Origin of the sequence: Ensifer adhaerens, from assembly GCF_020035535.1 — a bacterium.
In the GTDB taxonomy this organism is placed as follows: domain Bacteria; phylum Pseudomonadota; class Alphaproteobacteria; order Rhizobiales; family Rhizobiaceae; genus Ensifer.
Genome location: NZ_CP083349.1, coordinates 3,098,141 through 3,111,395, shown reverse-complemented (window position 1 = coordinate 3,111,395; position 13,255 = coordinate 3,098,141). Strand labels below are relative to the sequence as shown.

Sequence of the window (13,255 nt, the reverse complement as noted above, 5' to 3'; positions counted from 1 at the left end):
TGGGCGTATGAGAAAGTACTAATGGCGGATTTTGTTGCAGTTATTCGCAGGACCGTTGACGGCCTGTCGGAAAACACACCCGAAATGCGGGACAGGGTATACGAGAAGGCGCGCGCGGCCGTGCGCCGCCAACTCGAAAACATGAACCCGCGTCCGTCGGACGACATGATCAATCGCCAGTTGGCGAAACTCGAAAACGCCATCGTCGAGGTCGACAGCGAATATGCCGAAGCCTTGCCGGCTCTCGAAGAAACGGAGGCGGTGGAGGACACGTCCGAAGCCGTAGCCGTTGAGCCGCCAGTCGAGGAAGCCGTTTCCGAACCCGAACCCGAACCCGAACCCGAACCCGAACCCGAAGCGCAGCCCGAGCCGGTTGCTGCAAGCGAGCCGGTTGCAGCCGCTGAGGAAGCGGCACCGGAAGCGGTAAGCAGCACGGAACTCGACCACCGTGCCGAGGTCTACCAGGAGCCGACGCAGCACGCCGAACACGAGGCCGAAGCCGGAGAGGTAGCTCCAGCCGAACCGTCTGCAGAAGAACCGGTTGCTAAATACATCGAAACGACCGAGGTGCCGGTCGAGGAGACGAACGCTCCCGTCGTCGAAGAGGCACACGCCGTTGCCCCAGCCTACGAGGCTGAGGAATATTCTGAGCCCGCTCCGGTCGAAACCTATGCTGAAACATATGAAGAGACCGTCGCGCCGCCGTCCGTAGACGACGAGCCTCGTCCGGTCGAAGAGCCGACGTGGCACGAGGCCCCGGCGGTCGATGAACATAAGCCGGCCGTATCCGAATGGGATCTGCCGGAATGGGACACTGCAACGCCGGTAGCGGCACCTGTCCCGGCGCATGAGCCTGCGCGCGACGTGCATGAGCCGGCCGGTACGCCCGAGCTTCTGGGCATGCATCCGGTCGAAGAACCGCAGCAGGAGGCGCCGGTCGAGGCCCCCAAGGCCGCTTCTGCAGGTAATTGGTCGTTCGATGACAACGACCCGTTTGCGCCGTTCGAGGAACGGCGAACCGAAAAGAGCGTTGAGCCGGAGATTGCCGATTGGTCCTGGCCCGTCGAAAGGACCGGACAGGCTGCCGCTGCGGATGCTCCCCAGAGCCAGCAAGACCGTGCCGGCACGGCCTGGGACCACATCGACGACCTGCTCGGCTTGGAGGGCGCCGCGGCTGCGGCGACGGCGGGTGCAGCGGCATCCACCGTTGCGCGCGAGCCGGATCGTGGCGCCGACGGAGCGGCGCCCGCGGCATCGCGACCGGCATCTTACCGGGCCACGCCGAAACCATCGCGCTTCAGCATCAAGCGTCTCGCCATCGCTGCGTTCGTTCTGCTGGCGCTCGGCGGCGGCGGTTTTGCCTATTGGAAGAACCGGGAAGCCGGCAACGCCTGGCTTTCGGGCATCGTCGCATCGATTACTTCGGCCGTTTCAAACATCGGAGGATCGCCGGCAGAAAAGAGCGCTCCTCCGCCAGCAAACCAGGGCGAGACGACGCAGCAGCAACCGGTACAGCACGACGACACGGCGGTCCCGGACAACAATTCGACGAAGTTTACGCAGCGGCTTCTGGGTGACGGATCCGAAGTCGACAATGGCCCTGCCGTCGCGAGCGCCGAAGGTGCCGCGCAGGAAGGCAAGTCGGTAGCGCAGCAGACCGAGGCGAGCAAGCCTGTGGAAGCAGCCACTGCCCAGGGTGGAACGGCGGGGCAGGCAGCAGGCACGCAGCCCGGTGGCCAGCCGACAACGCCGGAGATTGCCATCGCCAACGGCGAGAAGATGTTCCTCTACGAAGAGCGTCTCGGCCAGTCTTCGCCGACGGCCATTCCGGGAACCGTTGCGTGGTCGGTAAAGGAAGAATCGCCTGGCGGCGACGCCAAGCCTGAACCGGCCGTCCAGGCGCAGATCACCATTCCGGACCGGGGCCTGACTGCGTTGATGACGATCAAGCGCAACGCTGACGAGTCGTTGCCGGCAAGCCATGTCATCGAATTCGTCTTCTCGCTGCCTCCGAATTTCGAAGGCGGCGCGATCGACAGCGTACAGCGCGTTTCGATGAAGCGTACGGAGCAGGACCGCGGCGATGCGTTGATCGCCGTTCCGGCCAAGATCACCGACGATTTCCATATGATCGCGCTGAACGATTCGAAGGACGCGATGGGCAACAACACGGAGTTGCTGCGCAGCCGCAGTTGGATTGATATTCCGCTGACCTACAGGAACGGGCGCCGCGCATTGCTGACGCTGGAGAAGGGCCCGAGCGGAACCGACGCCTTCAACCAGGTGCTGCGCGCCTGGGCGGCCGCACCGGCAACGGACGCGGCGACCAACAGCCAGTAATCCGGAGAGAGATCCGAAGAGCAAAGAAAAACCCGGCTGGAGCGATCCCCAGCCACTTACTTAAATGTGGAATCGTTAGGACCGTCTTCAGCAATACCCCTTATAACCCCGGTTATCGGGGGTATTGCGTATGCCGGAGATTTTTTCGGAGACCCAAAAACGCTTGCGACTGCCTCTCCCCTTCCAGGGAGTGAACGTCAACTTCTGTAAAAATCCGCACTGCCCAAACTTCGGCGTTGCAGCGGAGCTGGAGGACGGTCGAGGGCGATCCCGATCAGACAACAATCGGACACCGTATAAGGTTTCAGCGAGGGACGATAACGCTGTCCTCAGGTGCACGACATGCGGCACGTCCTCCATCGTCAAAAGCAACAAGGCCGTTTGGGAGGAGTTCGACCGACACCTACAGTCGCTCGCCGCACCTCTTGGCCACAGGTGCACGAAGAAGACCTGCTCGAACCACTCGAAGCCGCTTGATTCGCATCCCGGAGAATACTACCGCCACGGCACCAACGCGAGCGGCGACCCACGATACCGATGCCGTGAATGCCGGACGACCTTTTCGGCGGCAAGGCGGCATGCAAGGCATCGGAAGTCGCACGAGAACAAGACCGTCTTCCAGCTTCTCGTCGCAAAGGTCGCCCTTGCCAAGATCGCGCAGGTCACGGGCCTGAATATCAAGACGGTTTACGACAAGATCGATTTTATCCACGGCCAGTGCGCCAAGTTCGTCGCGGACCGCGAGCGTCGCCTTCCCACGATGGACCTGGGCGACATGCGTCTCTGCACGGACATGCAGGACTACATGGTCAACTGGCCGACCAAGGCGATGCGCAAGACGATCCAGTTCCGGGCAATCGTGACGAGCTGCCTCAACACCGGATACGTCCTCGCCTGCCACCCGCAGCTCGATCTACGTTTCAATACGCTGGAGGTCCAGCAGCTCGTCGAGGAATGCGACGATCTCCTGAAGCGGCCCGCCTTCCGGGAGTACGCCCGCCTTTGGAACTTCGAGGATTACGCCAGCGCCCTGTCGCTTCCATCGAACGTGTTTCGACCAGTCCGCGAGGACCAGGAGTCGCCAGAGCACATGACCGAAGACCGCCAGCTACCCAGGCAGGGGGCGATGGTTCACATCGATTATCTGGCAATAGGGCACTTCCGATATCTCCGCCATCTGCTCGGCCGCGCCGACCATGTGTACTTTTCGCTCGACGCTGACCCCGGCCTCCCGACCGCCGTCCTGGCGGGCTGGGTCGACAAGGCCATGGCCCGCAAGCTCGACGTCGCGGTTATGTCGTTCGACAAGAATTCCACCATCGACGAGAAGAACGAGCGGGTGATGGCGGCCAACAAGATCAAGGCGCTCGCCGAGGAGGCCTATCCCTTCCTTCATCCATTCGTGGCTTGGCTGACATTCTTCCTGCAGATTAGCGGGCTGGATCGGATGAGCACCTCGGAGCGAAGCGAGCACCTCAGGACCACCGAGGTCGATTACCCGTACATCAACAAGTCAGAACCCGGAAAGCGCGTCCGCCTGCTAACGGACGACGGCAGACGGACTGGCCTGCAGATCGCAAGGGTGCTCCACGATGTCTCGCTCCACCAGGTCGACAGGTTCTTCATGCAGGTCCGCCGCAGCATCGCCGGGCTGGAACGAGCGCCGTCGTATCCGAGGCGTGCGGCGCGAAAATGGTACCTGTACGGGTTCTACTCCCCCGACATGGTCGAGAAGTGCCTGGTGATCTTCCGCACCTACTTCAACTTCATCGCCAAGGGCAAGGACGGCCAAACACCAGCCATGCGCTTGGGCCTCGCCAAGGGGCCAGTTCGCTTCGAGGATATCCTCTATTTCGACTGAATTTTAGAGAGAGCTAAATCATGTGGAATCGACCCGAAAGTCGATTCCACATTTAAGTAAGTGGCTGGGGAGCGATCCGCCGGGTTTTTTGTTTGGCTCTGTACACGGGCGCATTAGCGCCCGCATGGCGTGAAGAGCGTTATGCGCCCTCGACGACCCGCAATGCATTGGCGCGCTCAAGGGCGGCCTTGCGCACAGCGTCCTGGACCTTCTCGAAAGCACGAACCTCGATCTGTCGTACGCGCTCGCGGCTGATATCGAATTCGGCCGAAAGATCTTCGAGCGTCAGCGGCTCTTCCGTCAGGCGGCGCGCCTCGAAGATGCGGCGTTCGCGGTCATTCAGCACCTTCATCGCATTGGCGAGCAATGCCCTGCGGCTTTCAAGCTCGTCCTGCTCGATCAGGATTTCTTCCTGGTTGTCGTGGTCGTCGACGAGCCAGTCCTGCCACTGGCCGGAGTCACCCTCGCTCGCCTTGATCGGGGCATTGAGCGAAGCGTCGCCGGAAAGGCGGCGGTTCATCGAGATCACTTCATCCTCGCTCACCTTGAGCGTGGTGGCGATTTCCTTGACGTGTTCCGGCTTCAGGTCGCCCTCATCGAGCGCCTGGATCTTGCCCTTGAGGCGACGCAGGTTGAAGAACAGCCGCTTCTGGTTGGCGGTCGTGCCCATTTTCACCAGCGACCACGAGCGCAGGATATATTCCTGGATCGCCGCCTTGATCCACCACATGGCGTAGGTGGCGAGGCGGAAACCGCGATCGGGTTCGAATTTCTTGACGGCTTGCATCAAGCCGACATTGCCTTCGGATACGACTTCGCCGATCGGCAGGCCGTAGCCGCGATAACCCATCGCGATCTTGGCGACGAGACGAAGGTGGCTGGTCACCAGCTTGTGCGCCGCCTTGCGGTCGTCATGTTCCTGGTACCGCTTGGCGAGCATGTACTCTTCCTGCGGCTCCAGCATCGGGAACTTGCGGATTTCGTCGAGATAACGATTGAGGCCGCCTTCTCCAGCGGCAATGGTTGGCAAATTGTTTCGGGCCATATGAAGCACCCCCCTTAATAGTCTCCGGCCTCCGGTCGGCAAGCCGGGCATGTGGGTCTTCGTCAAGACCCCACGAGCCTAGAAAATAAGTACGGCGAAAGCATGATTCAAGGAGTCCGGTTTCACCAATGTGTGAGGCCGGGCGACGGGAATGTCACGAACAGAGACTGAACCTTAGATTGGAATCCCACTGCCGGAATTCAAGGGCCCGGCTCACGCCTCGGTGCGCAGGGCCTCGATCAGTTGCTCCATGTCGACCGGCATGGGTGCTTCGAAGTGCATGGTCTCGCCGGTCGCCGGATGCTCGAACTGCAGCATGAAGGCATGCAGGGCCTGGCGGTGGAATTGATTGACGACGGCCTTGGCTGCATCCGGCAACAAATTCGCCTTGGTGCGGAAGGCAGCGCCATACTCCGGATCGCCGATCAGCGGATGGCCGATATGCGCCATGTGGACGCGGATCTGGTGCGTGCGCCCCGTTTCCAGGTGGCATTCCACCGTTGATGCCAGGCAGGTGCCGTCGGGTTTTTCGAGATAACGCTCGACGACTTCATAGTGGGTAATGGCTTCGCGGGCGTCGTCGCTGTCCTCGCGCTTGACCGCGCGTTTCGTTCGGTCGCCGGCCCGTCCGAGCGGCGCGTCGATCGTTCCCTTCAGCTGCCGCGGTCGCCCCCAGACGACGGCCCGGTAGGCGCGTTCGAGCGGGCCGGTGCGACCGTGGTCTGCAAACTGTTCGGAGAGATGGCGATGGGCGGCATCATTCTTGGCGACCACCATGACGCCGCTCGTCTCCTTGTCGAGGCGATGGACGATGCCCGGGCGCTTGACGCCGCCGATGCCCGACAGGCTGCTGCCGCAGTGATGGATGAGCGCGTTGACCAGTGTGCCGGTCCAGTTGCCGGCGCCGGGATGCACGACGAGACCGGCGGGCTTGCAAAGCACGATCAGGTGATCGTCCTCGTAGAGCACGTCGAGCGGGATGTCTTCGCCCTTCGGTTCCGGATCTTCCGGCTCGGGCAGGTCCATCTCGAAGATGTCGCCGGGATGCACCTTCTTTTTCGGTTCGGTTACCGGCTTGCCGTTGATCGACACCGCGCCCTGTTCGATCAGGCTCTTGATCCGGTTGCGGGAGAATTCACCCGAAAGTGCGTCGGTCAGGAACGAATCGAGGCGTCCTGCGGCATCCTCGCCCGCCGTCAGGACTTTCCTATTGGCCGTCGCTTGTTTAAAGGGGTCGTTCATTCCGTTCCAAATCCGAAAAAAGGCCAACCATGACCGCAATCGAGCCCGATGACCAGGAAGACAAGCCGCTAGATCCGGCCATGGAAAATGTCCGCCGCAAGATGGTGAAGCTTCAGCTCGTCTCGGCCGGCGTCATGTTGGTCATGCTTATGGCCGTCCTTGGGACGATTGTCTACAAGCTGACGCGCACGGACGCCAAGGCACCCGTCCAGGCTGCCGCTGCCGTCGTTCCGAGCGAAGCACCGGTCAATGCGGTCGCGGCACTTCCCGCCGGCTTCACGGTGACGAACGTGGCGCTCTCCGGCTCCCAGGTGCTGTTCTATGGCAACCTTCCGGGATCGGAGCCGCGTGCCATCGTGTTCGATATCGGCACCGGTCGCATCGTCGCCGACATTACCGTCAGGACCAACTGACCGTATGTCGAGCGCCCTCCCGCCCGTTCAGCGCATCGATGACCCCGCCGATCCCCGGATTGCTGGCTTCGTTTCGATCAAGGAGCGCGATCTGACCGGGCGGCATGGCCGCTTCATCGCCGAAGGCACGGTGGTGTTGCGCATGCTGGCAGCGGCGCACGAAGCCGGGCGCGGTTTTGCCGCCGAGGCGATCCTGCTGCTCGAAAATCGTCTGGCCGGCGTTCAGGATATTCTTGAGCGCTTCCCGCCGACGGTGCCCGTCTATGTGGCGGGGGCGGGGGTGTTCGACGCGATCGCCGGGTTCAACATGCACCGGGGCGTGCTGGCGCTCGGTCGCCGCGAAGGTGAGCCAGGCCGCGATGCATTGATCGCGTCCTTGCCGACGTCGAGCCTCGTTTTGGCGGCTTGCGGCATTTCCAACCACGACAACATGGGGGCTCTCTTCCGCAACGCCGCGGCCTTTGGGGTCGATGCCGTGCTGATGGATGAGACGAGTTGCGATCCGATGTACCGCAAGGCGATCCGGGTCTCCGTCGGCTCGGTGCTGACCGTTCCCTTCGCGCGCGAAGGCTCCGTGGCTGCCATGTTGGAACGGCTGCAGGGGGCAGGCTTTGCGATCTGGGGGCTCTCGCCCGCCGGCCAAACCGATCTTGGCGCGATCCCGCCGGCGGCGCGCACCGCGCTTCTCATGGGAACCGAAGGCGAGGGGCTGCCGCAATCGGTGCTGACCTCGATCCGCACGGCGCGCATCCGCCAGCGCCCGGGCCTCGACAGTCTCAATGTCTCGACCGCAGCCGGTATCGCCCTTCACCAGGTGGCGCTGATCAACGGCCGGATCTGACGCCGCGTTCTCAAGCTTCGAGCGACAGGAAGAGGCTCGCCTGCCCGCCAGTGGTGGCCGACGCGCGTCAAGCGTCCACCGTAAGGCGGTCTAGCCGTCTATTCGCGCGGCAGGATGTCCTTTGCCCGTTTCGCCAAACTCTCTCGCTTGGTCGTGGCTTCCTCGTTCCCGTCGCCGGCCAACAGGTTGAGAATGGGGGAGGAGGGGCCTTCGTTCGTTGCCGTCAGCGCAACCATGCCGGCAGCGATTGACGCGACCTCGTCGCGCAGGGCGTCGTCATGGGCGGCAGTTTTGGAATTGGTCAGGCGCTCCGAAAGAGCGGTAGCGCGGTTGCGCAGATCGTCGGCGGTGGCAGAACCTGGAATTTCGGTTGCCGGCGCAACGGCGGCCGCGGAACGGTTGCCCGATTGCTCGGTGGCCGGACGGCGTTCCTTCCTCAGCGGGAAGGCGATGCCGGCGGCGCGCAGGGCCTTGGCTGCGTCGCGCATTTCCTGGTTGGTATCCTTCACTTTGGTCTTCAGTCGTTCGATTTCGCCGGCGCGTCGCTCCAGCGCACTCTCGCGGTCGGCACTGGTGGCCATCTCACGCGCGAGCTTGTCTTCCAACCGGTGTAGCCGAGTTTCGTCATGTGAAAGACGAAGCTCCATTTCCTTGGAATGGGTCGTCTCGGCCTTGAGATCGCCGCGCAGGGCTTCTCGCTCGTCGCGCAAGGTGGCGATACGGCTCTTCAGATGCTCGACCTCGGTCTCGCGCGCCGCCAGGGTGATCTTGAGATTGTCGATTTCGGCGCCATGATGGGCGAGGTGCACGCCGAGCTTCTGTATTTCGTCGGCTTTAGCGGCATTGTCGCGCTCGACGCCGTCGAGCGTTGTCTTCATCCGTTCCAGGCGCTGTTCGAATTGCCGGATGGCGGAGCGCATATCTGCCGCTTCGACGTTCATGTCGGCAAGCTGGGCGTTCAGGTCGGAATTCTCGCCGGTCAGGCGCCGCGCCTCCTGCAAGCTCTTCTCGTTGGTCAGCATCAGCGCCACGCCCTTGTCGCGCTCGCGCTTGAGGGCCTGCTGCGTGCGCGCATTTTCGGCGGCGTAGGCCGCGCGGGCTGCATCCTTCTGCGCACGCACCTCCTGCGGGCTGAGCGGCATGGTCGCCTTCAAGCGGTCCTCGGCGAACCGCACGATGCGGCGGTGGATCGCCGGGGCCACCAGCAGACCGATGATGATCGCCGTCAGAAAGCCCAGGGCAAAGAGAAGCGCGAATTGTATCACGAGCTGGCCGTTTCAAAACTGTATCGGAACCGCAGCGCCTGCCGGACCTCGCGGTCCGGCAGGCGCTGCGCATTTCCGCTTCCTTGCACTAAACATGACGTTTCGTGCGCTGCAAGTGTCTGGCGCGGGATTTTGCCCACGCCAGCGCGACCAGTGCCTCAGAAGGGGTTCCAGGTGGGCGTCTGGGTCATCTTCAGGTAACCGACGTTGACGCCGAGCCGTGCGCCGATACCGGTGCGGATCGGAACGACGACGATCTGCTCGTCGGTCAGAACCGTCATGCCGACGCCGGCGACGACGTAGGCCGAACCGGAGACACCGCCGAAACGCTTGTAGAGGGCCGGCACGCTCGGCAGATTGTAGACCAGCATCATGGCGCGGCTGCCCTGGCCGCCCCAGTCGATACCGAGCGACGGGCCCTGCCAGAAGACGCTATGCTGGCCGGCGTTCTTGGTGTTGAGTTCGCCTTCGCCGTAGGTGAGGCCGGCGATGAATGCGCCTGAGCCTTCCTGCCCGAGAATGTAGCCGTTGGGCAGGCCGTAACGCTCGAAGGCGCGTTCGACGACCTTCGCCAGACCGCCGGAGGTTTCGCCGAAGAAGCCGTGACCGGCGTCGACGATTTCCTGCATCGTATATTGGCTGTTGTTCGCGGACTGGGCATGCGCCGTCGATTGGGCAGCAGCGACCAGGAACATCGTGGCCAGGACAACACGGCAAGCCTGCGTGGCTGCCTTCATGATCTGATGCATCGTTTCCTCCGTCAGGCGCGAAATTGCTCGCTTGCGGGTTTGCAGCGGCCGCCAGTCAGATCACTGTGCGGCCAGTGAAGGGTCTGGACCAATTCCATGCAATTTGAACCGATGGTCTTAACAATCGGTTTACCAAATGTGGTGTCATTATGATCCACTGATGAACGGCTGCGCCGGGCAGCCCATGACTTGCGTCTTTTCGCGTGAGGCTTTACCGGCGTCACGATGGCGCGTGCCCCCAAGCGGTGGGCCGGCGGAACCAATAAGGATACACGATGGCAACGAATCCGAACCTGACATTGACGGGACCCGATCTGGCCGCGCTTCTGTGCAGCCGCGTTTGCCACGACATCATCTCGCCGGTTGGTGCCATCAACAACGGCCTGGAACTGCTTGATGAAGGCGGTGCCGACGCGGATGCGATGGACCTGATCCGGACCAGCGCGCTGAACGCATCGGTTCGCCTGAAGTTCGCCCGTCTCGCTTTCGGCGCCTCCGGCTCGGTTGGTGCGTCGATCGACACCGGCGAAGCGGAAAAGGCCGCCAAGGATTTTGCGGCTGCCGAGAAGAAGACCGAGGTCAACTGGCACGGTCCGCGCGCGATCATCGCCAAGAACCGGGTCAAGCTGCTGCTGAACCTCTTCCTCATCGCCTACGGCGCGATCCCGCGTGGCGGTTCGATCGACGTGACGCTCGAGAACCCGGAACTCGACGCTGTCTTCACCCTGGTCGCGAAGGGGCGCATGATGCGCGTGCCGCCGAGACTGACGGAACTCCTGTGCGGCACGCCGGAAGAAGCAGTCGATGCGCATTCGATCCAGCCGTATTACACCGTGCTGCTCGGCGAGGAAGCCGGCATGACGATCGAGGTTGCATCGACCGGTGAAGAGATCATCTTCACCACCCGCGTTGCAGCCTGAGGTTTCATTTTTCGGCTACAGGCACTTCGATCCAAGTCCTGAAAACGTGCGGCTCCGCGTCTTGGCGTGGGGCCGTACGCGTGCGCCGCGTTTCTCGTCACTTGCGTCCAGTTCTGGAAAAATTAATGTTTTCAGATGGTTGAGTCGGCAAAGAAAGGCGCCGTTAAGCAAGCTCCGTAACGAATTCTTTCCCAAATTTGTATAGAGTTGTTTCCAGCCTGCGAGTACGCGTATAGGTAAGTTGCGAAGGGAGTAGGACATGCGGCGCTTGATGATTGCCGACGGCTCGGATGTGGTCCGGAAAGTTGGGAAACGTATCCTGTCCGGCATGGGCTTCATGGTTTACGAGGCATCGAACAGCCTCGAGGCGCTTGTCCGCTGCGAAGCAGAGCTCCCGAATATCCTGATCATTGACGCCGGATTGGATGGCGCACTCGAACTCATCGGCAACATCCGGCGGCTTCCGAACGGTCCGGCAGTTCGGATCTACTACTGTGTCGTCGAGGCGGATCTCAAGAAGATGATGGCCGGAAAGCGTGCCGGCGCCGACGACTTCCTGCTGAAGCCTTTCGACCGCAAGATCCTGACCAGCGTTTTCGCGAGCCAGTCGATGGCGGCCTGAGCCGCCTTACCCCGATCTTTCGAAATGAAACGAAGCCGTGGCCTTTGCCGCGGCTTTTTTGTTGCCTGGTGCCGCCAACGCAGGCCAAGCGTTGAGCGGCGTTGGGTGCGACGGGAGAGGAGAGGGTAAATATTGCCGGCGACCGGACGCCTCGTAGGCTCGAAGAGCGCTGCTGCGCAGCGCGATCGGGTCGTCCAAAAACAAAACCCGCCTCAATTGGCGGGTCCTGTGAAAATCTCAAATGTCGGGCCCGCATCATGCGGGGGTCGGTGCAAGCCCTGGCGGGAAATCAGGCAGTTTCGGCGTACTCGGCGCCATCCGGCTCACGCAGCACGTAGCCGCGGCCCCAGACGGTCTCGATGTAGTTGGCGCCGCCGGCAGCGTTTGCAAGCTTCTTGCGCAGCTTGCAGATGAAGACGTCGATGATCTTCAGTTCCGGCTCGTCCATGCCGCCGTAGAGGTGGTTCAGGAACATTTCCTTGGTCAGCGTCGTGCCCTTGCGCAGTGAAAGCAGCTCGAGCATCTGGTATTCCTTGCCGGTCAGGTGGACGCGTTGTCCGCCGACTTCGACCGTCTTGGCATCCAGGTTGACGATCAGCTCACCGGTGGAGATGACCGACTGGGCGTGACCCTTGGAACGACGGACGATGGCGTGAATACGGGCAACCAGCTCATCCTTGTGGAAGGGCTTGGTCATGTAGTCATCGGCGCCAAAGCCCAGGCCGCGGACCTTGTCTTCGATGCCAGCCATGCCGGAAAGAATCAGGATCGGGGTCTTCACCTTGGAAAGACGCAGCGTTCTCAAGACTTCATAGCCGGACATATCCGGCAGGTTGAGGTCGAGAAGGATGATGTCATAGTCATAAAGTTTGCCGAGATCGACGCCTTCTTCACCGAGATCGGTGGTGTAGACGTTAAAACTCTCGGACTTGAGCATCAGCTCAATGCTCTGAGCCGTTGCACTGTCGTCTTCAATTAATAGAACCCGCATATTCTTCCCCTTTTCCGCCGCCCAAGGTCGTCGTGGCACCCTTACGCGATACGGATCCAGTCGTTGCCTGATTTGGAGGCTGCCACCAAATGGTTAACAAATTCTGATTCCCTCTGGCAAGGTGTATCGAGATTGTTAAATATTTTTAGCAGTCTCCTGATTTCAAACGTGAATCCCGAACGGCTAATCTCATGTGAAACATGAGGAAATCCCGCTATCTGACTCTTCCGACTCGTTAATGCCAGGGCGGTCACATTTCGTGCCTCAGCATTTACGGAGCCTTAAATCATCACGCCTATGATTAACGATGCCCGTAAACGAAAGGTTACCAGCGGTAGGCTTTTGTTAATATCGCTGAAGATTTTTCGTTTCCGGTCCTGTTCGGGCCGGCTTGCGGGCAAATCAGTAACCGGGGTCTCGTTATCCACGGGAGTATTGCGTATGAAAGCACGTGAGAGCCTTGTCCGCCTGAAGGAGTTTCAGGTCCGCGAGAAGCAGCGTCAGCTGAACCAGCTTCAGATGATGATGGCTGAGTTCGAACGGATGACTAAGGATCTGGAAAATCAGATTATTTTCGAGGAAAAGAAGTCGGGTATCTCCGATCCCCAGCACTTCGCCTATCCCACCTTCGCCAAGGCCGCACGTCAGAGAGCCGACAATCTTCAGGTTTCCATTCGCGAACTGAAGACGCAGCAGGATGCTGCCGAACTCGCGCTCGAAGAAGTGCAGGCTGAATACGCGAAGGCGGCGGCCCTCGAAGAGCGGGACACATCGACCCGCCTGCGGGCATAAGCTGCGGCTCTTGCGCCTCGATCGGGCGCAGCGGAGCCGCAACGCCTTGATCCAACGGACGGTTTGACCCCAGGTCGGTTCCGGTCTGGGGAATTTGTGCGCTGGTCAGGCAGGTCGCCCGTTTCGGGGCAGATATTTCCAGCCTTGTCGGGTCATGCGTTTGGCATGACCCGA

The 13,255-nt window shown here is 61.4% G+C and carries 12 protein-coding genes; 7 read left to right on the top strand and 5 right to left on the bottom strand.

Annotated elements, in window-relative coordinates:
* The first annotated feature begins 21 nt into the window (after positions 1 to 21).
* Together LAC81_RS15360 and LAC81_RS15355 are read left to right on the top strand one after the other, a co-directional pair.
* Positions 22 to 2,340 (top strand): hypothetical protein, encoded by a 2,319-nt coding sequence (locus tag LAC81_RS15360; RefSeq protein WP_223725503.1) that lies wholly within the window; start codon positions 22 to 24, stop codon positions 2,338 to 2,340.
* Positions 2,341 to 2,503: 163 nt separating this feature from the next.
* Positions 2,504 to 4,201, top strand: coding sequence for a hypothetical protein (locus LAC81_RS15355; protein ID WP_223725502.1), 1,698 nt, complete (start codon positions 2,504 to 2,506; stop codon positions 4,199 to 4,201).
* Positions 4,202 to 4,340: 139 nt separating this feature from the next.
* On the opposite strand, the gene rpoH is transcribed toward LAC81_RS15355, so the two are convergent.
* Entirely contained in the window at positions 4,341 to 5,246 is a 906-nt protein-coding gene (gene rpoH, locus LAC81_RS15350) for an RNA polymerase sigma factor RpoH (RefSeq protein ID WP_113538660.1), read from the bottom strand.
* A 213-nt stretch (positions 5,247 to 5,459) separates the two neighbouring features.
* Positions 5,460 to 6,488 (bottom strand): RluA family pseudouridine synthase, encoded by a 1,029-nt coding sequence (locus LAC81_RS15345; protein WP_223725501.1) that lies wholly within the window; start codon positions 6,486 to 6,488, stop codon positions 5,460 to 5,462.
* A 29-nt stretch (positions 6,489 to 6,517) separates the two neighbouring features.
* Here LAC81_RS15345 and LAC81_RS15340 point away from each other — a divergent pair, with 29 nt between their 5' ends.
* Both LAC81_RS15340 and LAC81_RS15335 read left to right on the top strand, forming a co-directional pair.
* Complete coding sequence (locus LAC81_RS15340; protein ID WP_223725500.1) at positions 6,518 to 6,901, top strand: hypothetical protein; 384 nt, start codon at positions 6,518 to 6,520, stop codon at positions 6,899 to 6,901.
* Positions 6,902 to 6,905: 4 nt separating this feature from the next.
* Positions 6,906 to 7,742 (top strand): TrmH family RNA methyltransferase, encoded by an 837-nt coding sequence (locus LAC81_RS15335; protein WP_223725499.1) that lies wholly within the window; start codon positions 6,906 to 6,908, stop codon positions 7,740 to 7,742.
* 98 nt (positions 7,743 to 7,840) lie between these two features.
* On the opposite strand, the gene LAC81_RS15330 is transcribed toward LAC81_RS15335, so the two are convergent.
* Positions 7,841 to 9,007, bottom strand: coding sequence for a hypothetical protein (locus LAC81_RS15330; protein ID WP_223725498.1), 1,167 nt, complete (start codon positions 9,005 to 9,007; stop codon positions 7,841 to 7,843).
* Positions 9,008 to 9,165: 158 nt separating this feature from the next.
* Complete coding sequence (locus tag LAC81_RS15325; protein ID WP_223725497.1) at positions 9,166 to 9,756, bottom strand: DUF1134 domain-containing protein; 591 nt, start codon at positions 9,754 to 9,756, stop codon at positions 9,166 to 9,168.
* Positions 9,757 to 10,031: 275 nt separating this feature from the next.
* Between LAC81_RS15325 and chpT the strand changes: the two genes are divergently transcribed.
* Both chpT and LAC81_RS15315 read left to right on the top strand, forming a co-directional pair.
* On the top strand, positions 10,032 to 10,676 hold the full coding sequence (chpT, locus tag LAC81_RS15320; protein ID WP_223725496.1) for a histidine phosphotransferase ChpT: 645 nt from the start codon (positions 10,032 to 10,034) through the stop codon (positions 10,674 to 10,676).
* Positions 10,677 to 10,935: 259 nt separating this feature from the next.
* A complete protein-coding gene (locus tag LAC81_RS15315) occupies positions 10,936 to 11,298 on the top strand; it encodes a response regulator (RefSeq protein WP_113538666.1) in 363 nt (120 codons plus the stop codon).
* 289 nt (positions 11,299 to 11,587) lie between these two features.
* Here the strand turns inward: LAC81_RS15315 and ctrA are convergent, their stop codons facing one another.
* On the bottom strand, positions 11,588 to 12,289 hold the full coding sequence (gene ctrA / locus LAC81_RS15310) for a response regulator transcription factor CtrA (protein ID WP_025424706.1): 702 nt from the start codon (positions 12,287 to 12,289) through the stop codon (positions 11,588 to 11,590).
* A 441-nt stretch (positions 12,290 to 12,730) separates the two neighbouring features.
* Between ctrA and LAC81_RS15305 the strand changes: the two genes are divergently transcribed.
* Positions 12,731 to 13,081, top strand: coding sequence for a flagellar export protein FliJ (locus LAC81_RS15305; RefSeq protein WP_034806460.1), 351 nt, complete (start codon positions 12,731 to 12,733; stop codon positions 13,079 to 13,081).
* Positions 13,082 to 13,255: the final 174 nt, after the last annotated feature.